The organism is Acetivibrio sp., assembly GCF_035371925.1.
Lineage (GTDB): Bacteria > Bacillota > Clostridia > Acetivibrionales > Acetivibrionaceae > Hungateiclostridium.
In genome coordinates this window covers 1-24,529 of record NZ_DAORXT010000038.1, presented here as the reverse complement: position 1 = coordinate 24,529, position 24,529 = coordinate 1, and the positions used below count along the sequence as shown (strand labels likewise).

The following is a 24,529-nucleotide window of genomic DNA, read 5'->3' as shown; positions in this document are numbered from 1 at the left end:
ATATTATAGTATCGGCAGAACCCTTTGATTGGGAAATGATAGTTGCTATCATTACTGCAAAAGTGGTAATTTTTACACCGCCTCCTGTGGAGCCAGGAGCAGCACCTATGAACATTAGAATAATGGTTATCAATTTGGAGGTTTCTCTCATTTGATTGAGAGGTATGCTGTTAAACCCTGCAGACCTTGAGGTGGCAGATTGAAAAAATGCAGCAATGATTTTTGAAGGCAAAGATAATGACCCTAAAGTTGCAGGATTGTTAAATTCAAATGCGAAGAACAGCAAAGCACCGGATAGTAATAATATCGCGGTTGCAAACAGAACGACTTTTGTGTGAAGAAGAAGCAGCTTGTTCTTTCTATAGTCAATCAGGTCTTTCCATACAACGAAGCCCAATCCGCCGAATATAATAAGAGCAGATAAAGTATAGAGAATAACAGGGTCCTGATTTAAAGTGGTAAGACTGCTAAAAACTTCTCTTTGACCCATAATATCAAAACCGGCATTACAGAAGGCACTGACGGAATGAAATACTGACATGTAAATTCCCTTCAATCCGAACATGGGAATGAATCTTGTGGACAATATCAGCGCCCCCAAAAGCTCTACTGAAAAGGTGAACACAATTACGCTTTTAACCAGCTTTAAAACATCTTCAAAGCTAAAATGATTTAGAGATTCTTGTGCCAGTACCATTTCCTTTAAACTCACTTTTCGTTTTATAAGCACGGAAAAAAATGTGGCAAAGGTTACAAACCCAAGAGCACCCACCTGAACAAGCAAGAGGATGACAATCTGCCCGAAAAGTGACCACTGCCGATAGGTGTCCACAACCAGCATACCTGTCACGCAGGTAGCAGAAGTGGCTGTAAAAAGGGCAGTAAACAACCCAACACTATTTCCATCCCTCGAAGCTATGGGAAGTACAAGGAGCATTGTCCCGATTAAAATTATGGCTATGAAACTAAAGACAATTATTTTTGGAGAATCAAGCTCAAATATTTTAATTCTTTTTGACCCAAATTGAAACTTTATCATATTACTTTAAATCACCGTTCCTGAAAGCAAAAAATTACTATTTGATTATTATATCACAATTATTTAATTTTTCCATAAAAATTGATTTATGAGAACAGCAAATAATAAAAATAGCAGGAGATAAACTCCTGCTATTTTTATTATTTCAAATTTATTACCTTGAAGTGTCGCCTAAACGTTCTGTAGGATAGCTGTTTCCGGTATAGGACTGGAATACTTTCTTAACAATGTTTCCACCTATTTTACCTGCTTCCCTAGCAGTTAAGTCTCCATTGTAACCCTGCTTTAAGTTTACTCCAACTTCCTTGGCTATTTCATACTTCATGTTTTCAAACTGAGTTTTGCTGTTGCTGTTCTTAGCCATTTACTATCACCTCCTTAGTCTTATTTTTTCTAAAAATAAGACTATTATGAGTAGAAAGTTTTACTAACATTTTATTAATTTTACGTCAACTCTATTTTTAATTCATTTTAATTTATTTATGCTTTTTAAGAACTATTTTTTTATCATGGGACAGCGATATCTTTTTGTGCAGCTCCCAAAATTTCGGGATATCGCCGGAAAATAGATCATCAGAGAAGTTTACATCTTCTCTTTTTTCTATACTTAAAAGGAAGCTTACTATATCCTTTGCAACATTGGGATTTAAATATTCTTTTTGAGATTGCTTTATTTTGTTCAGCTTTTCACCGTTGTTGTCAAGAAGCTCACTCATAGTATGCCTCAATTTTTTAAGGTCTTTACATACAATTCCAAGGTTGTACTTTTGCATATAGGCAGGATTGCCTTCTTCCTGGCCCGGGAGATTACCTGTAATAATAAGAGGAACATTACAAGCTACGGCTTCCATCATAACATTCGGGCTGCCTCTGGTTATGGCAATATCGGAAGAAAGCATAAGATCTTGAATATTCTCGATAAAACCGTATATTTCAACTCTATCACCAAAACGCTCGCCGATAGTGCGTTCCAGTCTTCTTTTCAGCAGTTTGTTGCGGCCTGTGACTATTTTAACCCGGCAGTTAAAATTCTTAAGCAGTATCGATGCAACCCTGCTCATGTTTCCGGAACCTTCACCGCCGCTCATTATGAGGCATTCAAGCGGCCTGTCGCTTGTATATTTTTTAATATTCTTGACATTATTTTCGGTATTTTCATTAAGATGCTTCAAAAACTTTTGTCTTACCGGAAATCCTGTCTGGAAAAGCTTTGATTCTGAAACCCCAAACTCAAGGCATTTAAACTTTGATTCCTTTGAAGGACATATAATATAATCCGCTCTGGGGTCTGCCCAGAGGGGGGTAATGCTTACGATGTCCGCTAGCAGTGTGACAAAGGGGATATTAAGATTATAGTCCTCGAGGATGTTTAATACCGAACCGTTAAAGTTTGGGTGCACGGACAGTATAAGGTCCGGTTTGATATTGTAAACCAGCTTCAAAAAGTTGTTTTTAATGGCAGCTTCGGTAAAATCGTTTAAAAGACTGGGCTTTTTCAAAGATAATTCCCATATCAGCTTCCATACTTCTTTTGCATTTCTTGTCACGGAACCGTAGAGTTTTCCGATTCTAAGACCAAAATTACCCGCCAGGGTAAAACCGTCAACTACATGAACAGTAACATCGGGGTAATTAGCAAACTGTTCCATTAAGGATTCGGTTATGCTTTTATGACCATGCCCCGTATTATTTGAAGATAATATAAGAATATTCTTAACCATACTGCCTCCTATATAATTAAAATAGTTATTTTCTGGTTCATTTTTTTCGCTAAACTTTATTATATAACTTAATTTTTTCAAATTAAAGTGTTGAATATCAATATATTATTTAATATTTCATGTTTGTTGTACTTTAAACTTTATGTAATGCCAATTTTCTTACTTTTTTGATTATAATAAATAGAAGTGCATCTATATTTATACATATGCGCCAGAAATATAAATAAAGCACCGGAAGATATTTGTCTTCTGATGCTTTATTATGTTTCATATATTTTAATATTAATGCTTTTATAAATCGAAGATGGTTTATATGCGTTTAATTTCGCCATCTGATGCAAAAAAGGTTGTTGCCAGAGAAGTTTCCCTAATTTCAATCTGCATATTTTTTATAATTACTGCACAGTTTGAATAAACCTTTTTTGTTATGGCTACTTCACCTTCGCCTTTTGTTTTTAGATACCTTGCAATATTCTTTTTTTCTTCCTCCAAAGACTTTAGTTGGCCTTTAAGCTCTGAAAGCCTTTGTATTTTTGAGTTGTATTGGGCTGCCTGCTGGGAAGTCATTTCTTTTGAAGGGTCTATCTTTGACATATATAGCTTTAAGTCTTTTTGCTCATCTTTTAATTTGTTTATTTTCTCAACCGTATCTTCCAGCATTTTTGTGAGTTTTTTCCTGTCAAAGCCCGTAAGAATCAATACGGTTCTCGGTTCAAGGGGTGAGCCTAAAATAGGTACGGTAATTTTTACTTCCGCTTTTATTTGACCTCCCATTATATTTCCCTTTATTGAGTCAATAAACACTTCTTTGGCTTCCACCATGCTGTTTATACAATAAAAGCCTATGTGGGCGACACCGCCGCAGGATAATTTGGCATTATCCACAAACTTTGTATAAATGTTTTTCTTGGCAATAATTTGGGCAGAACCTTTTGATGATATTCCGCCTTTTATGTAAATACTGCCTTCACGGCTTTTAATTCCCTTGACATTTCCAAGACCCAAGGGACTGTTTATTTCTATGTCTTTTGTGGCTTCCACATAGAATCCGTCTGTGACGGTGCCTTTGATGGTTACGTATCCGTCAAAAATTATGTTGCCGGTTTTGAAGTCCACATCACCGTCGATTTCGAGATGATTTGACACGGTGATTTTGTCGCCGAAATAGTGTACGGCACCGGCTATTTTGGAGTAGAGTACGACCTTCTTGTTTTGTACTACTTCATAGACAGTGTTTTTATCGTAAGCCAAAGGATAATTTTTTCCTCTTACGGGAAAGATGGTGGTGCCGTATACTGTTTTTCCCGGGAAACCTTCGGTGGCATCAATGCGTTCGCCAAGCCAGTCACCGGCCTTGACCTTGTTAATCAGCTTTAATTCATAGTAATTTGCCGTGCCGTCTTCCTTTATCTCAGGTCTTGGCTCTTCAAGCTCGTACATCCTGATTTTGCAGTCTTCCCCGTCAACGGCGGGTACCCCTTCGGCTATAAGATATTTTTTTCCGCTTTCCAAATCACCAAAGAACAATTCTTTTTTTATTCCAAATATTATGTTTTTTTTCTTTAAAACTTCATAGGTTTCTATTATGAGTTTTTCACGATTTTGAAGTGCCAATTCCTCTTTGGATAAATTGTAGGTGATGAAGGCTTGCAATCCGTCCTGGGATATGGATATGGCAATCCTTTCCTTGAGTTGGCCAAATTTTAGGGGGGACTGGGAAGCAATCTTTAGGGCATCGTTAAGGCAACTGAAGTTTGTTATTTGTACCTGGGGAAGTGATAACAATATGGCGTTGAACTGGTTTGGCGGAAGGCCGGGTTTAAATGTTTTGATGAATACTTCATTGGCTAGTGCGAAGATTTCTACAAAGTCATCTTTGTATAAGGTTTGTTGATTCATAAGATGTCCCCCTCCTGATTATATTATCGACAATCTAGAAAAAATTATTTATAAACTTTCATAACTTTTCATATATTTATAACGATACAAGCTCAGCTTTCATCCATATAAAGGCTGGAGCGGAAATATGAAGCATATGGGATGTGATATTTGTGATATATTTGGAAAAGAATATAAAGGGAATATTGACTTTGTTTCTTTGTTTAATATTGGCAGTAAATTTAAGTGTAAGGGTTTATGGGGATGAATTTGTTGAACAAGAGTTTAGTGAGGAGGATTTTGTATTAGAGGTTTCCGGCAAGCCCGTAGATGGAGATGAAGAGTCAAAGCCTCCTAAAATAGAAGCAGGGGCGGCAATAGTAATTGATGCGGATACGGGGAGGGTGTTGTATGAAAAGGATGCATACTCAAGAAGAGCGATAGCCAGTACCACCAAGATAATGACGGCTATTGTGGCAATAGAAAACGGGAATCTCGATGACAAGGTAAAGGTTAGCAGCAGGGCGGCAAGTATTTGGGGTTCTACAATCAAGCTCAAGCCGGGTGAGGAACTTACTTTGAGGGAGCTTCTTTACGGTATGATGCTAAAGTCGGGCAACGATGCGGCATTGGCTGTTGCCGAGCACGTTGGCGGAACTGTCGAGAACTTTGTAAAAATGATGAATGACAAGGCAAAGGAGCTTGGGCTTAAGAATACCTCATTTAAAACCCCCCACGGGCTTGATGCGGAAGGTCATTATTCCACTCCTTACGAACTGGCAATGATTACGCGGTATGCATTGCAAAATCCTATTTTTGCCGAAATAGTCGCAACCAAGAGTGCAACAATCACCAACCGCAGCCTATACACAACAAATGAAATGCTTTCCCTGTATCCGGGGGCAGACGGGGTAAAAACGGGCTATACGGGAAAGGCGGGAAGATGCCTTGTGACATCGGCGACAAGGGACGGCTTTCGAATAATTTCTGTGGTTTTGAACTGTGCAAGCAGAAACAAGAGGGCAGAGAGCAGCAAAGCAATTCTTGACTATGCCTTCAACAATTACAGGCCCTATGAGCTTTTAAAGGCAAATCAGGAACTGGGGCAGGTGAATGTATATAGAGGAAAGAAAAGCTCTGTGCCCGTTGTTGCAGTTGAGAGCATCAAGCTGCCGCTGAGCAAGGAAGAGAAGGCGAAGCTAAAGACGGAGCTTACATTGGATGAGTTGATAAATGCTCCGGTGTACAAGGGGGTTGAGGTGGGGAAGATAGAGTTCTTTGTTGACGGAAAGCTGATTGGCAGGTCGGCTGTAAAGACGGCCGATGTTGTGCCGGAAAAAAAGTATGGCGATTATTTCAGGGATGTTTTGGATATATGGTTTAAACTGGCGAGGTTGAAATAAAAGAGGGTCTGAAAATAAACCTTGAAATGATTCTGCTCCTTTTGTTATAATAACGTAAACTTTAAGGAGATAGAATCATGAAGACGAGAATAATTGGAGTAAATTCAAAATACATACATTCATCCTTGGCCGCGTGGTATCTTAAGGCGTCCTGTGACAAGGAGTGCGGGGAAGTCAGAGTGATGGAGTTTACTATAAACGACAATCCGGAGTATGTCCTTTCCCGTATTTACACTGAAGGCTGCGATGTGGCTGCTTTTTCCTGCTATATCTGGAACATAGGATTTGTCCTTAAGCTGGCTGAAAATCTGAAAATGGTTCTTCCTGAAGTGAAGATAATACTGGGTGGTCCGGAGGTTTCCTTTGACCCTGAGGATATATTGCGTTCAAATTGGTTTGTAGACTATGTAATGTCAGGGGAGGGAGAAGGAGCTTTCGGGCTTTTGCTGCGCTCTTTTATTGATGAAGGAGTAAATCTTGATGGTATTGAAGGACTGAGCTACAGAAAAGACGGAAAAATCCATGGTTTAACATCTTTTCGCCAGGTAAAGGAGCTTGACACCATTCCTTCTCCTTATACTCAGGAAATGCTTGAAGCTGTCGGCAACAGGATAATATACTTTGAATCCTCAAGGGGCTGTCCTTTTTCGTGCTCTTACTGTATCTCATCAACCTTTGACGGTGTGAGGTATTTTTCCCTGGACAGGGTCAAATCCGACCTTTTGACACTGATTAATGCAAAAGTCAGGCTTGTGAAGTTTGTGGACAGAACCTTTAACTGCAACAGGCAAAGAGCTAAAGAAATATTTACATTCATTATTGAAAATGCAAGGGAGACAAGCTTTCACTTTGAAGCTGCAGCCGACCTTTTTGACGAGGAGATGTTTGATATATTGTCCCGGGCGCCGAAGGGCTTGATTCAGTTTGAGATAGGGATACAATCAACCAATGAAGAGGCTTTGGAGGCAGTTAGGAGAAAAACTGATATAAAAAAGGTGCTTTGTAACATAAAAAGGCTTAAAGAGTTGGGAAATATGCATATACACGTGGATTTGATAGCCGGACTTCCCTTTGAGGACTATAATTCCTTCATTAATTCTTTTAATGAAGCCTATGAGCTTTACCCGCATCAGCTGCAGCTGGGCTTTTTGAAGCTGCTTAAAGGTTCCGGCATAAGGAGGGAACACCAAAAGTACGGCTATAAGTTCAGGCAATATCCTCCTTATGAGATATTGTCCAATGCTTACTTGAGCTTTGGAGATATTGTAAAGCTAAAAAAGATGGAAGAGCTGTTGGAAAGGTATTACAACTCGGGAAGGTTTCAAAAAACGCTAAAGTATCTTATTGGCGGATTTTTCCCGTCACCAGCTGCTTTCTTTGAAGAATTTTCCAAGTATTATGAGAAGGCGGGGAATTACGAGAGATCTATTTCCGCAAGGGAGCTTTATACCATATTACTGGATTTTATATCAAGCCTTGAGCTGAAAGTGGACTTGGTATTGCTCAACGAACTTCTGAAATTTGATTTTTTGGTATCGGACAATACAAACAATCTTCCTAAAGGTGTGGAGCGGTTGTATATCGATAATTTCAGCACAAGATGCTTTGAATTTCTCAAAAATACTGAGAATGTTGAAAGCCTCCTGCCGGAATTTTCGGGTGTTCCTGCAAAGAAAATATATAATAAAGTTCATTTTGAGGCGTTCAGATTCAATGTCGCAGCCGACACTTTGGCTACGGAGAAAGAGGATACGGTCATTTTGTTTGATTATAGTCAAAAGGACAGCATAACAGGGCATTACAGGTTTTATAGGGTCGAACTTCCCTGACTTTTCAGCGAATACCTCAGAATATTAATAGTTTATTGACACAGTAACTTTTGTGCCTTTTAGGGGAGAGGAAGTTATTTGTATATTATCGCAAAGCTTCTTTAATATAAAAAGTCCCCAGCCTCTGCCTTTTATTGTGTTAAGACTTGAGTGGTCTTTTTCGAGATTTAGAGACGACGTGTCAAATCCGACTCCTTCGTCAGATACTTCAAGCTGTATGGTATGCTCATGCTTTTCTATGAAAAAAGATACATTTCCCGCACTTTTTTTATATCCGTGTTCAAGGGAATTTATCAGCAATTCGTGGGTTGCACTTTTGAGCTTGAAGACTGTCTTTTCATCCGAAGTCATATTGCTTATTACCTCTTCACACGAAGACAGGAACATTTCTATGCTGTCTTTATCGAAAGGAATATGGGCATTGAGTTTGTAACTTAATATTTCCATAACAGACCCTCCAGTAAGCAGAATCCTTACATCATATTCAAAATTATATCATAAATGCTATTGAAAATAAAATACATCAATTTGTGTTATATGTTGAACTTATGCAGAAAATTCACAGATAAGAATATTCCAAATAATATGAAATGATATGAAGACACATGCATAGAAGGCGCTTGCCGAATGATTTTCCGAAATTATACTTGACATTCATAATGGCGGAATATATTATTACTGGTATGTTGCACTATTTCTACATATAAAAATATACAGATTTAATTGGAGGAGTGAAGAAAGTTGTTGAAAAAAGCGTTGTCAGTCTTTTTAGCAGTTCTTATGATATTGGCTGTAAATCTTGGTCCGGTGACTACTTTTGCAGCGATGAGGCCAAGCCAATATCTCTGAATAGTCCGGTTATCGATAATTTACCTTCGTCAGGTGCCGTAAAATATTACAAGGTGGAACTTTCGGCACCGGGTAAAGTAAACTTAAGCTTCAATCATACTAATTTGGAAAGAACAAGTGTATTCTGGAAAGTTACCATGTTTAACAGCGTGGAAAATGAAGTATTGTATTTTGAATCAACAGGAAATAACACAGAAGGTAAGTCTATGAATGCTTATCTTGATAAAGGTACATATTATGTCAGGGTTAAAGATGAAGGTTACTGGCATAGCGATGCTGATTATACTCTTTGCGTAAACTACACGGAAAATCAGGGTGAATATGAAATTGAGCCGAACAAAGACAGGGAATCGGCAACAGAGATCTCAGTGAATAAGCCTGTTATCGGTAATCTCAGAGTAGAAGGTGATACCGACTTTTATAAATTTACAATATCAAAACCGGGTAAAGTAAACTTAAGCTTCAATCATACCAATTTGGAAAGATCAAGTGTATTCTGGAAAGTTACCATGTTTGACAGCGTGGAAAATGAAGTATTGTATTTTGAATCAACAGGAAACGATACAGCCGGTAAATCCATGAACGCTTATCTTGATAAAGGTACATATTATGTCAGGGTTAAAGATGAAGGTTACTGGCATAGCAATGTTGATTATACTCTTTGTGTAGACTATAAGGAAAATGAAGGCGAATATGAGATTGAGCCAAACGGCGGCAGGGACAATGCAACATTAATAGAGGTGGACGAACCGGTTACAGGAAATCTGAGAACTAGTTCGGATGTTGATTATTATAAATTTGTAATGCCTGATTCCGGAAAAGTATATTTGGGATTTAACCACCCAAACCTTGAAAGATCATCTGTCTATTGGAGAATTTACTTGTATGACACAAATGACAATAAGCTTTATCAGCTAAATTCCAAAGGTACCGATACAGTTGGAAAGTCAGATGAGATAAAAATCGAAAAGGGTACGTATTATGTCAAAGTTGAATACGAGGGATACTGGTTCAGTAATGCCGACTACATCCTCTCAGTAAATACGGTAGGCGGCGCTCCAAAGATTAAAGTTTTTCTCAACGGCAAAAGAATCAGGTTTGACCAGCCTCCAATTATACAGGACGGCCGTACGCTTGTGCCGCTCCGTGCAATATTTGAAGCTATGGAAGCTACCGTTGAATGGGATGACAAGACAAAGACAGTTACAGCAAAAAAAGGCGACACAACTATTGTTATGACAATTGGCAACAAGACAATGAAGAAAAACGGGGAGGAAATAGTTCTGGATGTTCCTCCGCAAATCGTCAACGGCAGAACCTTGGTTCCGGCCCGTGCAGTTGCAGAAAGCTTTGGTGCGGAAGTTGGCTGGGATGGAAGTACAAGGACAGTTACAATTACTCAATAAACTTGTGACAGAGTATGCTTCGAAGTTTAATTTTAAGATATATGTTTTAGATAAAGCAGGGAGTCTTGGTTGCTTGATAAAAACAACATTTAAGGCTCCCGTTTTATTTCGGATTTTTCATTAAACGCAAAATTTACGATTTCTAACAGCTGATATTTGTTATACGCGAAAAAATTTGATATTATTTATTATGTGATTATTTTATTAATTTTGCGATAAAGGGTGAAAATGTAGTGCTTCAAAGTAAAGATATTGAGTTGCTTGAAATAATGACGGATTCCTTGGATAAATACCTAAAAGCTGCCGGACGGCTGTCAGACGATGCGTTTGGCGAGCTGTCGAAGCATTATGGACTGTTGTGGATGGAGCTTACCAGACAGAAGGAGATAATAGAAGAGCTAATCCGTTCTCAAAATCTTGTGGAGGATCCTGTGCAGGAGCAAAATACTGTCATGGTACTAGAGAACGTAGAGCAAAAAAACGTAGAACAAGAAAACATAGAGCAAAAAAACGTCGGGCAAGAAACCGTAACGGAAGAAAAGCATTCTGCTACTGAAAATGCTGCTGTAAAGCTCTATGATTCAATGGTGGATTTTCTAAAACAGCAGAAATATATAGAGCTTCAGTGGGTGAGGGTATACGCTGTAAAGTGTCCCCAGGAGGGTTTTTATGATTTTCAAATAAAGTACTTTGAGCATAAGAACCCGCAAGACACTCAAAAAAACTATATTTTGTTCGGTGATGCCACGACCAATTATTCCATAAAGAAAAAGGACGATGAGATAATTGGCGATACTTCCCAGTGTTTTGAATTTATTTTAAATCTTCGCGATAAATTAGGAATCAAGCAACTATAATTTACCATATATTGACGGAAAGGGCTGGTTTTATGGATTATTTAAGCGGAGTCGTAGAAAGAATAACTTTTGTTAATGAAGAGAATGGCTTTTCTGTGGTAAAGATAAAGTCAAAAGGCTTTTCAGACCTGGTGACGGTAGTGGGGAATATGGCTTCGGTTAATGTCGGAGCTGTGGTAAGCCTTCGGGGCGAGTGGAAATATGACTCCAAATTTGGCAGACAGTTTAACGTGTACAATTATAAAGAGGAGATACCTGCCACTGTTGCCGGTATTGAAAAATATTTGGGAAGCGGACTTGTTAAAGGAATCGGACCTGTAAATGCCAAAAGAATCGTAAAAGTATTTAAAGAAGACACCATAAGAATCATTGAGGAAGAACCCGACAGGCTCATTGAAGTTCCGGGAATAGGGAGAAAGAGAGTGGACATGATAAAAGAAGCGTGGCAGAATCAAAAGGAAATAAAAAATGTCATGCTTTTTTTGCAATCCCATGGTGTTTCTACGGCTTTTGCTGTGAAAATATTTAAAACCTACGGAAGTGACAGCATAAATATTGTAAAGGATAATCCTTACAGACTTGCGGATGACATCTGGGGAATCGGCTTTAAGACTGCGGACAAAATAGCTCAAAATATGGGATATGACAAGGAATCTTATGCCCGCATAAGGTCCGGTATAATGTACGCATTAAATGAGTTTGCCAATGACGGCCATTGTTTTGCCAAAAAGGATGAGCTTGTAAACAAGGCTTCGGAGCTGCTAGGTGTGGATTTGGAGAAAGCCGAAGCCGCTGTATATCATATGCTGGAGGAGAAATCCATAATGATGGAGGAAGGGGATGCGGTTTACCTTCCGCCTTTTTATTACAGTGAAGTGGGCGTTGCCAAGAGGATACGGGAAATAACCGAGACTAAAAGCGCATATGCCCTTTTCAATTTCGATGAAATGATAGAGAATCTCCAGAGGGAATGCAATGTTCAATATGACGAAGTTCAGATTGAAGCCATCAAAAATGCGGTGGCGTCAAAATTTATGGTTCTTACCGGCGGGCCGGGTACCGGAAAGACTACAACCACACTGGCGATAATAAAGGCTTTTCAAAAGCTGGATGCCGCAGTTCTCCTTGCCGCTCCCACCGGAAGGGCGGCAAAGCGTATGTCTGAAGCTACCGGTATGGAGGCAAAGACCATACACCGCTTGTTGGAATACAGTCCCCAGGACGGATATAAAAAGAATGAGGACAATCCCTTGGAATGTGATGTTCTAATCATTGATGAGACTTCAATGATTGATATTATCCTAATGTACAACCTCTTAAAAGCTGTTTCGAACAATACGGTGGTGATATTGGTGGGGGATGTGGACCAGCTCCCTTCGGTGGGCGCAGGAAATGTACTAAAAGACATCATAGACTCGGAAACGGTAACTGTGGTAAGGCTTACAAGAATATTCCGACAGGCCCGGGGGAGTGCAATTATAACCAATGCCCATAGAATAAACCGTGGAGAATATCCTGCCTTGAAAGGCGGCAAAAACAGTGATTTTTTCTTTATTGAAGAGGAAGAGCCGGAAAAGATAGTGGAGCTTGTCCGGGAGCTTTGCACAAAAAGGCTTCCTGGATACTACAAAGTGAGCCCTTTAAATGATATTCAGGTTTTATGCCCCATGCAAAGGGGAGTCGTGGGAGCGCAAAATCTCAATAGAGTGCTTCAAGAGACCCTAAATTCAAGCAGTGTTTCCATCAAATACGGAGGTACAATTTACAAAGTCAACGACAAGGTAATGCAGATTAAAAATAACTACGATAAAAATGTGTTTAACGGTGACATGGGCATAATAACGGATATTGACCATGAAGAAAAAACTGTACGCATAAAATTTGACGATACCGAAGTTGAGTATGACGTGACGGAATTGGATGAAGTAACTTTGGCTTATGCGGTCACAGTGCATAAAAGTCAGGGAAGCGAGTATAATTTTGTAGTGGCACCGTTTACAATGCAGCATTACATGATGCTTCAGAGAAATCTTTTATATACATGTGTCACAAGAGCCAAAAAAGCCTTGGTGCTTGTGGGTTCACAAAAAGCACTGGGATATTGTATAAGAAACTCCAAAAGCTCGGACAGAAATACCAGACTTGCCCAGAGACTCAAGCAGATATGACATAGATATGAAAATCAAATAAAAAGCCGGAAATATTAAAAAATTGACATTATTTTAATATAAAAATATAATATTAATATATACCAAATTACTAAATTTGAGCTATTGGGGGATATTATGAGAAGACTTAATTTAGTTATTGCCGACACCGATGAAGCCTATGTTCGAAACACGGTTAACTATTTAATGACCAATTATTTAGAGAGGCTTCGGGTAAGTTCCTTCACAAGGCAGGATCTCTTATATGATTTCCTTTCCGGATTAAACAGGGTAGATGTTTTATTGATAAGTCCGGATATGTATTCTGAGGCAATGCTAAAGGAGGTTGATACAAAGATCTTTTTGCTAAGCCGGGGAGTGCCTTCCGTAAAAGGCGATGGCATTGACTATGTTGATAAGCATCAGGTGGGAGACGAGTTTGTAAATAAACTAATTGATATGTTTTTACCAAGTGAAAAGGAGACATTCAAAGATAAAGAAGAAAACAAGGAAGAAAACAAGGAAGAAATCAAAGAAGAAACCATAGAAGAATTTAGAGAGGAATTCAGAGAAGAATTTAGGGAAGAAATTAGAGAAGAAATTAAAGTAGAAATTAAAGAAGAAAACGTTATTACGGATGATGTTCTCATTAATGAAGATACCTCCGATAAAGAAGATGATGTCATTTTGGAAGAACCTTCAAGGGATGTGGACACAAAAGTGATTGCCGTATATTCTCCTATAGGAGGTTCTGGAAAGACCACTGTAGCAATCAACTCCGCAGTGTATTGTACAAAAAAAGGTCTTAAAGTGTTCTATCTCAACTTTGAGAGTTTTCAATCCACTCCGCTTTATTTCAATTGCAAAAGTCAAAGAAACCTTTCCCAATTGCTGCGCTGTCTAAAGCAAGGAGGGAACATTGGAGCAAGGATTAGGGAGATAAGGCAGATAGACCCTGCTCACGATGTTCATTATTTTGTTCCGCCGGAGAATATAACTGACCTGAAAGATGCAAGTTCCGGTGAAATAAAAGCCCTAATGGATGCCTTCAGGTCGATGAGGTATTATGATGTTGTGATAGTAGATATGTCCAGCGAAATGAATGACAGAAACATTGCTTTGCTTGAGACGGCGGATGAAGTTGTAATGGTGCTGGCGCAGGACGCTGTATCCAATGTCAAGGCCGAATATACGTCGGAGCAACTGGAAAAACTTTTTGTAAAGTGCGGGTTGGATTTGTCCGGCAAGCTTACTGTGGCTCTTAACAAGTACAACTTCCATATGGCACTGGAGGTTGATACTGTATGTATAAACGATGAAGTCGTTTCGGTATACCTGCCTTTTGTGCCGGGAATGACTGCTGTCAAAGGAAATGCCCAGCTTACGGATATACAGGGCAGTTTTGGCGCGAGCATAGAAGAGTTGATGGATAAGTTTATAAAATTTTAAATACCGGGCGGTATAAATAAAAAATATCGGAACTACGTATAATAAATGCTGTCTGTATTTTTTATTTATAGGAGCGTCCGAATATGGCAGGCAGGTTGGAGAGGACTTACGGCAGAGCATTTAAATACTTTTTGTTCGCCATAAATCCGTTTAAGAAAGCGGTAATAAAAACTCAGTGCGAAGTTCACAAATACATAAACATCCAGGCGCTTAAGATTCTTAGGAACGATAAATATATAGATGCATACTGTCTTTTCAGCGATTATATTGATGACATAAACCAGGGAGTAACATGGGCGGATCAGGATTTGAAAAGTGCCAACCATTTTTACAACCCTTATAAGAAAAAGGGGTTGTACGGAAACAATAATGCCCTTGCATTGGCGGTATCGTATTATGAAAAGGCACTGAAATACTGGTATGCCATAGAACCCAACCTTGCCATGTTTTATCTTGGAGCGGCGGTACACCTTGTTCAGGATATGACCGTACCTCATCATGCAAATATCAGGCTTCTTGACAGTCACCGCCAGTATGAAAATTTCATAAAAAGGACGTACCTTAATACTCCAAAATTCACAGTTGACAGGGGAGGTTATTATCTTTCCCATATAGAGGAATATATTACTTGTAATGCCAGAAATGCAATAAGAATTTATTCAAGACTGAAAGATATAAAGGATGTTTCGAAAAGATTTTATACCATTACCAAGTTTACCCTTCCTCTAGCCCAAAAAACTACGGCAGGATGCTTTTTAACCTTTTACAAGGATATATCCAAAAGGAATTTAGAGATTTGGCAATAAAGATGGGTTCATCGCGTTTAGGCGTTTATTCCAAGAAGAAAAATAAAAGCTCGGGACATCGACTTCCTTCGCTTTTGCCTCTTTCATTTCATTCCAAGAGGCCAAATAAAAAGCCCGGAGCAAAGGGCTTTGGATTTAACTCCGGGCTTACATAGTTTAATGACCTGAGAACGCTATTTTACTATTTTGCGGCAGGTGCTGCCTGGTTCATGAGTTGCATGATTTCATTGTTTATTTGATCCATAGGTTTGTTTGCCATATCGTTGGTAATCTTGCTTATTTTATCCATCATATCCCTTGACTCACTTACTATGACATTGGTTATTGAAGGGTCAATCTCTTTTACCTTGTTAATAACCATGTTCTTTCTGGCATTGGCATCCCCTTGTGCGTTTTTTGGATTGTAAGCAACAAGACAGCTGTTGCCGACTACCAGAACGTTTGCCTGCCCAATTTCAGGCATTGTTGCAAGCTGGCCGGTTATTTTTTCGGCTTTGTCCCTCATAACAGCATTACCCTGAGGTGCAGGAGTGCTTTGGTTCGGGCTCGCTGCAGGTGATCCCATCATATTTCCGCCTAATAGTCCGTTGCTGTCGGCACCGTTGTTTCTTCCGAGCATATCATTTTTCATACCGTTGTTGTCCATCCGGTTCATATCCATGTTCAAAAACCTGTTGGTGTTGTTATCAGGGGTAGTTAACTGCTGTGTGTTTTGCCCGGTTGTGTTGTTTCCCTGATCGGTTCCGCCGCCCATATTACAGCCGACCAGTGGTAATGATGCAAGGGTAAGTCCTAATGTCAAAGATGCTGCTTTAATAAAATTTTTGTTCATCATAAACCACCTCCAACATTATTCTTCACATCATCGGTTTTTTTATTAGAGTTAATATTATATTTGAAAGAAAAAAATTATTTTTAAAGTAAACAGCTGCAATTTTTTAAAATTTATTAACATAAAAACAACGAAAAAGTAGCAGTATGGCATTTTATGCATAAAATAAAGTGAATATATTATTTATACCAGGGAGGTTTTAAAATCATGTACGGAAAAGAATGCATGTATCATATGCCTCACATGATGAATGTTATGCCGTATGCGCAGCAGTACTGTCCAATGGCAACAATGCCCGAACATCAGCTTGAAAATATGTATCCGAAAACATATTATATAGTATATCCGAAGGTTATGCATTATTGCGATATGTTGGACATGAACTATGGCTGCTCCTATTGTCCGACAAAAGAGCAATTAGACAAGATGTGTGATAAAATATGTGATGAGGTTGAAGCCGATGTCGAAACCGCCATATGTGAAGAAATGAAGGAGGAAGGCGACAGACAGTTGGGATTTGGAGGCAGAAGATTGCTAAGAGCTTTTGTAGGCACTCTTCTAATAAGTGAATTACTCAGGAGAAGGCGTCCATACGGTTTTTCAGGATATTACGGCGGTTATCCGGGATATGGGTACGGTTATTAATTAAAAAACGGGAGCCGCTGTACAAGGCTCCCGGTTTTTCCGTGTAACTCTTTATTAACTGCTTAATCCTTTACAATTTTTCTGCACTCCAAATAAAATCTTTTTTCTTCCGCTTCACCCATGGAGAAGGTTTTTCTAGGCAGGACGCCATCGAGAATAACCGTTTTGAAAAATTCATGCTTTTCCATGGAAGGAAGATAAAAGCCTATATTTCCGGGCTTTGAACCTAAGCGGGTTACAACGTCTTCACCGTGTATGTAGTCCACTTTGGATTCCTTTTGCTTTTGCACATAATAGTCGAGGAAATCCTGGAGTGTGGCGACCTCAAGGTTGTGCTTCGGATTTTGTACGGTAAATACCCCAAAACCCTCATCGGTTACAAACCCAAAGGAGTGAACGTTTTTTTCTTTCTTTAGCTCTTGGAGTCTTTTGTTTACCGGTTCCAATGAATCGTATTTTTCAAAGGAGCAACGGGAGCTTCCGTAGAAATCCTGCATGGCATTTAAAACGGATGAAGTATCGATATTGAACAGAACTCTGTGAATGGGCTCAAACACAATACCGTCATCATGCACGTTTACAATCTCCACCAAGGCAAATCTTGCAGGGTGGTTTTGAATCTCAGCTTCGCTCAATGTCTTTTTCACATTTTCCCAATGCACTTTTGCCGATGCGAGGGAATGGTTTCCGTCGCCCACTGCAAACAAAAGTACACCCTTGTCGTGACCGACATTGTATTTTGATTTAAAAACTTCAGGGTCTGCCAAGGCTTCAATGGCTTTCAAAATGCCTTTCAATGTCTTTTGGTCATCAATCCTGTAGCCCTTGATATGTCCGCCGTTCATCATAAGCTCAAAATCATACACCTTTTCAAAGGAATCAATTTTGCTTACCAGAGGCTCGATAACGGTTTTGCCCGGGTCGTCAATCAAAATCATTACATGAGGGAGCTCTAAGATGGCATTTTCCCTGATTTTGACCCTTGGAGGAAGTCTTTCAATTACCGTACCCTCCGTTGCCCTGATAAGGGACTGGGAACCTGCGCTATAGTCGTATTTTTCAAGATCCACTGCCAGAATGAGCCCTTTTCTGGATTGGGTATGGGATGTTTTTCTGTCTACCAGCAGCATACATGGCTTTTGAGAAACAAGAATACCTTCATTTATGTACCTTTTCATTTCATCATTTATGCGTTTTATTCTTTCGTCTGCATTTCCGTCTTCAAGATAAATTTCGGGAAAAGTAAGATACAGAGTGGAAGGATTGTTTCCAACTTTATTTTCTACATCCTGCCAGTATTCCGGCTCGGAAGTATACTGGTCACAGGCCACTACCGACCACTTTTCCATGTCAACGCCTTCTTTGGGCAGCAAAATAGAAGGGATGTGAACTCCAATTTTTTCATTATAGGTTATTTTATCAATCATTTTTGCACCTACCTCGTAAAAATCGATTAAATATAAATGTATATTGTAAAATTTAAAAATTATTTTCTTACAATTATACAACTAATACAACGTTTAATTTTATATGAATATGTAATTTAAGTCAAATTGAATGCGGTGTATTTTTTGAGCAAATGTTGAAATAATAAATAGTGTGAAAAATAAACAGTCATAAATATTCTATAGTTTAAAATGTATTAATATGTGAGTTTTCAAAAAACGGAGAGATGATTTTTTGAATAGATACAGTGAGGTGCTGGGACTGCCGGTAATATGTGCGGCGGATGGGAAAAAACTTGGAATAGTAAAGGATATAATTTTCTGTCCGAAGGAGAAAAGTGTGGTTGCCTTTTTGCTTGAGAGAAGAGGCTACAGCATGAGAAGAAAAGTGGTTTTTGCTTCGGATGTTTTGAGCCTTGGCAGGGATGCGCTTATTGTTAATGATGTGGATGATGTCAAGGACATTAAAAAAGTTCAGCACAGGCCGGAATTCAAGGATAAATGGGATATCTTGGGACTTCCGATATACACTAAAACCGGGGAAGACTTAGGAGTTGCCAAGGACGTATTATTCGACTTAGAACACGGCAAAATAGACGGTATTGAGGTTTCGGACGGATTGTTGCAGGACATAGTAAAAGGAAGAAGCGTACTTCCGCTGATTGGAAAATTTGAGTTTGGAGAAGAGAATATCCTGGTGGACAGTGAAGCGGTTGAAGAAATGATGGAAACCGGAGGAGGAATAAAGAATCTAATTGAAGGAAACAAGAAGGTTCAAAGAAAGGGGTGACAATATAATGAGAAGCAACTTTACCAGGGGACTTATTATCGGAAGTTTAATCGGTGCATCTGTTGGAATGGCTATGAATTCAGATACAATGATGAGCAATAGAACCAGAAGAAAAATGAGAAGAAAAGGAATGGATTTTGTTAAAAAATCCGGAGATTTAATTAGCGATATGGTGGAATTATTTCGATAAATACTCTCAAAATCCTCTTAAAAAGACTGGATAAATCCAGTCTTTAACTACATAATCGGTGAAAAGTGAAACATATATTTGAAAGCAGGCTCGCTTTCAAGAATCCAAGGAAACAGAGGATTGACAAATGGTTTCGACGAGAAAAATATTTACTTATATAATACTGTTTCTTTTGAGTATTTCAATCATCTATTTCGTGCTTGTCTATAGAGAAAAAATACTTAAAATATTTTTCACAATTTTAATGGGAGGTGTTGTTGCATACATACTTCGTCCCATAGTTTTAAAGCTTGAATCAAAAAACATACCGAGAACAAGAAGCATAATTTTGATTTACCTGGCTTTTGGAATTGTGCTGACAGCAGCAGTGGTTTTCATTGCGCCAATTTTTGTGGACAACACCCGGGAATTTATAAATACCATTCCGGAAATAACTACGGAGTATGGTGAAATTTTCAATAATATTTTGAAAACAATAGATAGCAGCGGCTGGTCGGCAGAAATGAAAAACGCCATTTACAATGAGATAAACAACGGAGTGAGCATAGCCGAAAATATGCTCATGGACGCGTTACGAAAAACCCTTATAGGATTTTTTAAGTGGGTAACGGGGATATCAAACATCATACTGGCAATGATTATTGCATACTACATTATGAAGGACGCTGAGCTGTTTAAAAAGGGAGCTCTCTCTTTGGTGCCGCGAAGATGGAGAAATGAAATTATCGGGACATGCCGGGAGATAAATGACATACTGTCATGCTTTATACAAGGCCAGCTCCTGACAGCTCTCATTATCGGTATAATGGAGACCATAGCCCTTGCAATTGTAGGAGTGAAATATTCGCCGATTCTCGGATTTATCGGCGGGATTTCAAATATAATACCTTACTTCGGGCCTTTTATAGGGGCAATACCTGCTGTGGCTGTAGCCCTTATAGATTCACCGGTGAAAGCTTTTTGGACGGTAGTTGCCTTTCTGGTTATACAGCAGATAGACAACGCCTTTATTTCGCCGAAGATAATAGAAGGAAGGCTGGGACTTCATCCCGTTACGACAATTCTGGCAGTCTTGGCCGGAGGAGAGTTTTTCGGCATAATAGGGATGCTCATAGCAGTTCCGGTGACCGCAATTTTAAAGGTAATATTAAAGAGGCTAATAGAGGCTATTGTGTAGGCGATGAATGGGATTATAAGTTCTTGACACCAGCAGAATACTTATATATAATTTTACTATTCAGAGTAAGCGTAGAACAATCTTTGCAGTGGAATATGATGCTCTCGTACCTATACAATTAGGAGGAGAGTTTTTATATATTGAACGGCTGGATAAGAACAGTTGAGATAGGACACCTTAAAAAAACAGCTGATGCTGAGTAAAACCTGGAGAGGAAGAATGGGTATGGAGAAATTAGGATTAAACGAGCTAAGGGAAAGGTATTTAAGCTTTTTTGAAAGTAAAGGGCACTTGAGGCTTCCAAGTTTTTCATTGGTTCCTCAAAATGATCCCAGTCTTTTGTTGATAAATTCGGGTATGGCGCCTTTAAAGCCTTATTTTACAGGACAGGAAGAGCCGCCCAGAAGAAGGGTTACCACATGCCAGAAATGTATTAGAACACCGGATATTGAAAATGTGGGAAAGACGGCAAGGCACGGTACTTTTTTTGAAATGTTGGGGAATTTCTCTTTTGGCGACTACTTTAAAAATGAGGCAATTCCGTGGGCGTGGGAATTCTTTACCGAGGACCTTAAGATACCTGTGGAAAGATTATGGGTATCAATATTTGAAGATGACAATGAGGCATTTGAAATATGGAATAAAAAAGTCGGACTTCCTCCCGAAAGAATTGTAAGAATGGGCAGGGATAGCAATTTCTGGGAACATGGTACAGGCCCATGCGGTCCCTGCTCGGAAATTTATTTTGACAGGGGAGAGGACAAGGGCTGCGGCAGTCCCGATTGCAAGGTGGGCTGTGACTGCGACAGGTTTATAGAGGTCTGGAACCTGGTGTTTACGCAGTTCAACAAGGATGAGGACGGCAATTATTCCAGGCTTAAAAACCCGAACATTGATACGGGAATGGGCTTGGAAAGGCTTGCGTGCGTGATGCAGGACGTAAACAACCTTTTTGAGGTTGATACCATAAGAAGAGTATTGGATTATATATGCAAGCTTACTGGAGTTGAGTACGGCAGCTCGGAAAAAACGGATATATCCATCAGGGTAATAACCGACCACATCAGAAGTACCACTATGATGATATCGGACGGAGTAATACCTTCCAACGAGGGAAGGGGCTATGTGTTAAGAAGGCTTCTAAGAAGGGCTGCAAGACACGGAAAGCTTTTGGGATTGGACAAGCCGTTCTTGTCCGATGTGGCTTCGGTGGTGATTGAAGAGTCCAAAGGCGCATATCCGGAGCTTGCCGAAAGGGCGGAAAGCATAAAGAAGGTTATAAGGATTGAGGAAGAGAAGTTTGAAGAGACTATAGACCAGGGATTGGTAATCCTGAACAAGTATATTGAGGAAACCAAGAAGAAAAACGAAAAGGTAATAAGCGGTGAGATGGTGTTTGAGCTCCACGGCACCTACGGTTTCCCAGTGGACCTTACCAGGGAGATAGCTGAGGAAAACGGACTTGGAGTGGATGAAGAAGGCTTTAAGGCAAAAATGAAGGAGCACCAGAACCTTGCAAGGGAAGACTATCACAGCAAGCAGGGTTCCGCTTGGGGCGACGATATTTATTCAAAACTTGACAAAGGCGTTAAAACTGAATTTTTGGGATATAAGGAATATGAGGCATCGGCTAATGTGCTATACATAATAAAGGGAGACGAAATTGCGGATGAGGCCCAAAAAGGCGACAGCGTTACAATCATACTTGACAGGACTCCTTTTTATGCCGAAAGCGGAGGACAGGTTGGAGACGAGGGTTTTATTGAAGCTCAAGGCGTACGGATAAGGGTTTTGGACTGCAAGAAGACCAATGACGGCAAATACCTCCACATCGGTGAGGTTGAAGAGGGAACATTGAGAAAGGGTATGGAGGTAAAAGCTGCAATTGACAAGAAGAGAAGGATGGCAATAGCAAGGAACCATACCACAACCCATCTTCTCCATAAAGCATTAAGGAGTGTATTGGGCTCCCATGTAAATCAGGCAGGTTCTTTGGTGGAGCCTGACAGGTTGAGATTTGACTTTACGCATTTTTCAGCAATGACTCCGGAAGAGATAAAGAGTGTTGAAACCCAGGTAAATGAAAAGATACTGGAAAGCATTGCGGTGGATATAAGGGAAATGTCCATTGATGAAGCAAGAAAAATGGGCGCTACAGCATTGTTTGGTGAAAAATACGGGGATGTTGTAAGGGTTGTAAAGATTGGAGATTACAGTATAGAGCTGTGCGGTGGAACTCACCTTGAAGTGACATCCCAGGCCGGATTTATAAAGATAGTCAGCGAAAGCGGTGTTGCATCCGGCGTAAGAAGAATTGAGGCTTTGACGGGTGAGGCTGCATTAAAGCACTTTGACGAAGAGGAAAAGCTTTTGGGTGATATTGCTCAGATTCTTAAGACCAATCCTTCCGACAGTGTGAGGAGGATAGAGGCGCTGCTAAATGAGATTAAAGCTGCCCAAAAGGAAATTGAACAGCTAAGGGGCAAGCTTGTCAGCAGTTCATTAGATGATGTTTTGTCCAAGGCCGTAGAGGTTAAGGGTGTAAAGGTGGTTACAGCCCGCTTTGACCAGTTTGATATGGAGGCACTGAGAAATACGGGAGATACCATAAGAAATAAAATGGGCTCCGGTGTAGTGGTTCTCGGAAGCGGTTTTGGCGACAAGGTTAGCCTCGTGGTAATGGCGACAAAGGATGTCGTAGCAAAGGGTATTCATGCAGGAAATATAATTAAGGAAGCTGCCAAGGTTGCCGGAGGCGGTGGCGGCGGACGTCCCGACATGGCTCAGGCAGGAGGAAAGGATGTATCCAAGATTGACGAGGCCTTAAAGCAGGCTGTAAAGGTAATAGAGTCGCAAATTGCGGACTAGTGGATGGAAATGATAAAATAACGGGCATTTTTTGATGAAGGGGATAAAAAAAGTTTCGTCAAAAAATGCCCGTAAGTTTTGAATCTCAAGAATTAGTTCAAATCGTAAAAATATAAAATAGGAACCTTATAAGGGAATAGTAATGTCAAATCTAGAGGTTACATTTCCGGCATTGGATTCATTAATGTGTATGAAATATTGTGATATTTTAGAAAGAACAGGAGCGAGAGATATATTAGATTTTAGGCTTATGATGAGAAGCAATAATGTAACGATAAGTCAATTTATTAAAAAGAAGAGGGATTAGAGTTTAAAAAAATGGTGGCTAATATGGATAGTGACCTCAAAATAAAATTTGAAAAAAGTTTAAGATTTTTAATTGGATTGTTGAAAACAATAGAAGACAATGATGAGCTAAAAATGCGTTATATATCGAATTTTTATGAGAAGATATACAGAAAAGATTATATTTATTTAGGTCAGGATAATATTATTGAGGCTATATTAAATGAAGAAAAGAATTTAGATGAGAGAAGTGCTTCGATGATGAGAATTATAGTTTACTATTTGTCTTCTAAAGACAAGAAATATCTACCAAATAGAGTGGAAGGCTCTCCTATTGAATACTATATTGCGGCGAAAGAAGTGAATGAAGATCTTAGGGAAAGAAATATTTTTGTTAATGATGATAATTTTAGAATGGTTTAATTGATTGCAGTATATATGTTTTATGTTTTTAAAGTTGATTATATTTGTTTTGAAATGAGTGATATTAAGGGGAGATATGGGTTGATTAGGTTTTAAAGTAGGCTAATGGGACTGCAAATGATGATTAGCATATTGAAAAAATGGTTAATTTATGATATGTTTTAATTGTAATTATGATGTATTTGACAAAATGTGGTTGCAAAATTATTGGCAAAATTGAGTTGATAGGCTTAGAAGTGTTGAAAATAGTGGGCTAGAAGCTTATGTTGGTGGCTTAAAAATGCATGAAATTTGATAAAAATCAGGCATTTTTAAGTGAAAAATGTGAAAAAAAGTTCCGTCAAAAAAATCCCGAAAGGCTTGAAAAAGGCGGGATTAGGCTTCGAGGGCTGTTGAAGTGGTACTTCCAGTAAAACAAGGATTGAAACCGGACTTCGCATTCTGGACTGTTTTCGCAGAATATTTGTTGAAGTGGTACTTCCAGTAAAAC

General features: G+C 39.2%; 21 protein-coding genes. 14 read left to right on the top strand and 7 right to left on the bottom strand.

Annotation, left to right across the window (positions count from 1 at the left end; translation table 11 throughout):
* From PLH43_RS07010 to PLH43_RS06995, 4 genes are all read right to left on the bottom strand, one after another.
* Positions 1-1,039, bottom strand: a 1,039-nt coding sequence (locus tag PLH43_RS07010; protein ID WP_324361495.1) for a potassium transporter TrkG, incomplete at its 3' end; no start/stop codon positions are given.
* A gap of 154 nt (positions 1,040-1,193) precedes the next feature.
* The gene (locus PLH43_RS07005; RefSeq protein WP_324361493.1) at positions 1,194-1,403 is read right to left on the bottom strand and encodes an alpha/beta-type small acid-soluble spore protein; all 210 of its coding nucleotides are present in this window, start codon (positions 1,401-1,403) and stop codon (positions 1,194-1,196) included.
* Positions 1,404-1,515: 112 nt separating this feature from the next.
* The gene (locus PLH43_RS07000) at positions 1,516-2,760 is read right to left on the bottom strand and encodes a glycosyltransferase (protein ID WP_324361491.1); all 1,245 of its coding nucleotides are present in this window, start codon (positions 2,758-2,760) and stop codon (positions 1,516-1,518) included.
* A 309-nt stretch (positions 2,761-3,069) separates the two neighbouring features.
* Positions 3,070-4,659: a FapA family protein gene (locus tag PLH43_RS06995; protein WP_324361489.1), complete on the bottom strand. Its 1,590-nt coding sequence runs from the start codon at positions 4,657-4,659 to the stop codon at positions 3,070-3,072.
* Positions 4,660-4,811: 152 nt separating this feature from the next.
* On the opposite strand from PLH43_RS06995, the gene PLH43_RS06990 reads away from it, so the two are divergent.
* Together PLH43_RS06990 and PLH43_RS06985 are read left to right on the top strand one after the other, a co-directional pair.
* Positions 4,812-6,041: a D-alanyl-D-alanine carboxypeptidase family protein gene (locus PLH43_RS06990; RefSeq protein ID WP_324361487.1), complete on the top strand. Its 1,230-nt coding sequence runs from the start codon at positions 4,812-4,814 to the stop codon at positions 6,039-6,041.
* Positions 6,042-6,118: 77 nt separating this feature from the next.
* Positions 6,119-7,870, top strand: a complete 1,752-nt coding sequence (locus PLH43_RS06985; RefSeq protein WP_324361485.1) for a B12-binding domain-containing radical SAM protein — start codon at positions 6,119-6,121, stop codon at positions 7,868-7,870.
* Between the two features lie 24 nt (positions 7,871-7,894).
* Here PLH43_RS06985 and PLH43_RS06980 read toward each other — a convergent pair whose 3' ends face one another.
* Positions 7,895-8,317, bottom strand: coding sequence for an ATP-binding protein (locus PLH43_RS06980; protein ID WP_324361484.1), 423 nt, complete (start codon positions 8,315-8,317; stop codon positions 7,895-7,897).
* Positions 8,318-8,601: 284 nt separating this feature from the next.
* Between PLH43_RS06980 and PLH43_RS06975 the strand changes: the two genes are divergently transcribed.
* The 5 genes from PLH43_RS06975 (at position 8,602) to PLH43_RS06955 (ending at position 15,384) form a co-directional block, all read left to right on the top strand.
* Positions 8,602-10,125, top strand: coding sequence for a copper amine oxidase N-terminal domain-containing protein (locus PLH43_RS06975; RefSeq protein ID WP_324361482.1), 1,524 nt, complete (start codon positions 8,602-8,604; stop codon positions 10,123-10,125).
* A gap of 233 nt (positions 10,126-10,358) precedes the next feature.
* Positions 10,359-10,982, top strand: a complete 624-nt coding sequence (locus tag PLH43_RS06970) for a hypothetical protein (RefSeq protein ID WP_324361480.1) — start codon at positions 10,359-10,361, stop codon at positions 10,980-10,982.
* A gap of 32 nt (positions 10,983-11,014) precedes the next feature.
* A complete protein-coding gene (locus PLH43_RS06965) occupies positions 11,015-13,150 on the top strand; it encodes an ATP-dependent RecD-like DNA helicase (protein ID WP_324361479.1) in 2,136 nt (711 codons plus the stop codon).
* Between the two features lie 117 nt (positions 13,151-13,267).
* Positions 13,268-14,578 carry an AAA family ATPase gene (locus PLH43_RS06960; RefSeq protein WP_324361477.1) on the top strand — a complete coding sequence of 437 codons (1,311 nt, stop codon included), beginning with the start codon at positions 13,268-13,270 and terminating at the stop codon, positions 14,576-14,578.
* An 83-nt stretch (positions 14,579-14,661) separates the two neighbouring features.
* On the top strand, positions 14,662-15,384 hold the full coding sequence (locus PLH43_RS06955; RefSeq protein ID WP_324361476.1) for a zinc dependent phospholipase C family protein: 723 nt from the start codon (positions 14,662-14,664) through the stop codon (positions 15,382-15,384).
* Between the two features lie 181 nt (positions 15,385-15,565).
* On the opposite strand, the gene PLH43_RS06950 is transcribed toward PLH43_RS06955, so the two are convergent.
* Positions 15,566-16,219, bottom strand: coding sequence for a YhcN/YlaJ family sporulation lipoprotein (locus tag PLH43_RS06950; RefSeq protein WP_324361474.1), 654 nt, complete (start codon positions 16,217-16,219; stop codon positions 15,566-15,568).
* A gap of 204 nt (positions 16,220-16,423) precedes the next feature.
* Between PLH43_RS06950 and PLH43_RS06945 the strand changes: the two genes are divergently transcribed.
* Positions 16,424-16,861 carry a hypothetical protein gene (locus PLH43_RS06945; protein WP_324361472.1) on the top strand — a complete coding sequence of 146 codons (438 nt, stop codon included), beginning with the start codon at positions 16,424-16,426 and terminating at the stop codon, positions 16,859-16,861.
* Between the two features lie 62 nt (positions 16,862-16,923).
* Here the strand turns inward: PLH43_RS06945 and PLH43_RS06940 are convergent, their stop codons facing one another.
* Positions 16,924-18,288, bottom strand: coding sequence for a DUF1015 domain-containing protein (locus tag PLH43_RS06940; RefSeq protein WP_324361470.1), 1,365 nt, complete (start codon positions 18,286-18,288; stop codon positions 16,924-16,926).
* Positions 18,289-18,541: 253 nt separating this feature from the next.
* Between PLH43_RS06940 and PLH43_RS06935 the strand changes: the two genes are divergently transcribed.
* From PLH43_RS06935 to PLH43_RS06910, 6 genes are all read left to right on the top strand, one after another.
* Positions 18,542-19,096: a PRC-barrel domain-containing protein gene (locus tag PLH43_RS06935; RefSeq protein ID WP_324361468.1), complete on the top strand. Its 555-nt coding sequence runs from the start codon at positions 18,542-18,544 to the stop codon at positions 19,094-19,096.
* The gene (locus tag PLH43_RS06930) at positions 19,062-19,286 is read left to right on the top strand and encodes a YtxH domain-containing protein (protein ID WP_324361467.1); all 225 of its coding nucleotides are present in this window, start codon (positions 19,062-19,064) and stop codon (positions 19,284-19,286) included. Before PLH43_RS06935 ends, PLH43_RS06930 begins: the two co-directional genes overlap by 35 nt.
* 127 nt (positions 19,287-19,413) lie before the next feature.
* Positions 19,414-20,463, top strand: coding sequence for an AI-2E family transporter (locus tag PLH43_RS06925; protein WP_324361465.1), 1,050 nt, complete (start codon positions 19,414-19,416; stop codon positions 20,461-20,463).
* A gap of 225 nt (positions 20,464-20,688) precedes the next feature.
* Positions 20,689-23,331: an alanine--tRNA ligase gene (alaS, locus tag PLH43_RS06920; protein WP_324361463.1), complete on the top strand. Its 2,643-nt coding sequence runs from the start codon at positions 20,689-20,691 to the stop codon at positions 23,329-23,331.
* 330 nt (positions 23,332-23,661) lie between these two features.
* Entirely contained in the window at positions 23,662-24,039 is a 378-nt protein-coding gene (locus tag PLH43_RS06915; RefSeq protein WP_324361461.1) for a hypothetical protein, read from the top strand.
* A 284-nt stretch (positions 24,040-24,323) separates the two neighbouring features.
* Positions 24,324-24,452: a hypothetical protein gene (locus PLH43_RS06910; protein ID WP_324361460.1), complete on the top strand. Its 129-nt coding sequence runs from the start codon at positions 24,324-24,326 to the stop codon at positions 24,450-24,452.
* The last annotated feature ends 77 nt before the right edge of the window (positions 24,453-24,529 follow it).

Coding starts and splice junctions, on each gene's coding strand:
- PLH43_RS07005 (WP_324361493.1), bottom strand. CDS start 1,403: ATGGCTAAGAACAGCAACAGCAAAACTCAGTTTGAAAACATGAAGTAT.
- PLH43_RS06960 (WP_324361477.1), top strand. CDS start 13,268: ATGAGAAGACTTAATTTAGTTATTGCCGACACCGATGAAGCCTATGTT.
- PLH43_RS06940 (WP_324361470.1), bottom strand. CDS start 18,288: ATGATTGATAAAATAACCTATAATGAAAAAATTGGAGTTCACATCCCT.
- PLH43_RS07000 (WP_324361491.1), bottom strand. CDS start 2,760: ATGGTTAAGAATATTCTTATATTATCTTCAAATAATACGGGGCATGGT.
- PLH43_RS06980 (WP_324361484.1), bottom strand. CDS start 8,317: ATGGAAATATTAAGTTACAAACTCAATGCCCATATTCCTTTCGATAAA.
- PLH43_RS06915 (WP_324361461.1), top strand. CDS start 23,662: ATGGATAGTGACCTCAAAATAAAATTTGAAAAAAGTTTAAGATTTTTA.
- PLH43_RS06985 (WP_324361485.1), top strand. CDS start 6,119: ATGAAGACGAGAATAATTGGAGTAAATTCAAAATACATACATTCATCC.
- alaS (WP_324361463.1), top strand. CDS start 20,689: ATGGAGAAATTAGGATTAAACGAGCTAAGGGAAAGGTATTTAAGCTTT.
- PLH43_RS06925 (WP_324361465.1), top strand. CDS start 19,414: ATGGTTTCGACGAGAAAAATATTTACTTATATAATACTGTTTCTTTTG.
- PLH43_RS06955 (WP_324361476.1), top strand. CDS start 14,662: ATGGCAGGCAGGTTGGAGAGGACTTACGGCAGAGCATTTAAATACTTT.
- PLH43_RS06950 (WP_324361474.1), bottom strand. CDS start 16,219: ATGATGAACAAAAATTTTATTAAAGCAGCATCTTTGACATTAGGACTT.
- PLH43_RS06995 (WP_324361489.1), bottom strand. CDS start 4,659: ATGAATCAACAAACCTTATACAAAGATGACTTTGTAGAAATCTTCGCA.
- PLH43_RS06965 (WP_324361479.1), top strand. CDS start 11,015: ATGGATTATTTAAGCGGAGTCGTAGAAAGAATAACTTTTGTTAATGAA.
- PLH43_RS06910 (WP_324361460.1), top strand. CDS start 24,324: ATGAAATTTGATAAAAATCAGGCATTTTTAAGTGAAAAATGTGAAAAA.
- PLH43_RS06945 (WP_324361472.1), top strand. CDS start 16,424: ATGTACGGAAAAGAATGCATGTATCATATGCCTCACATGATGAATGTT.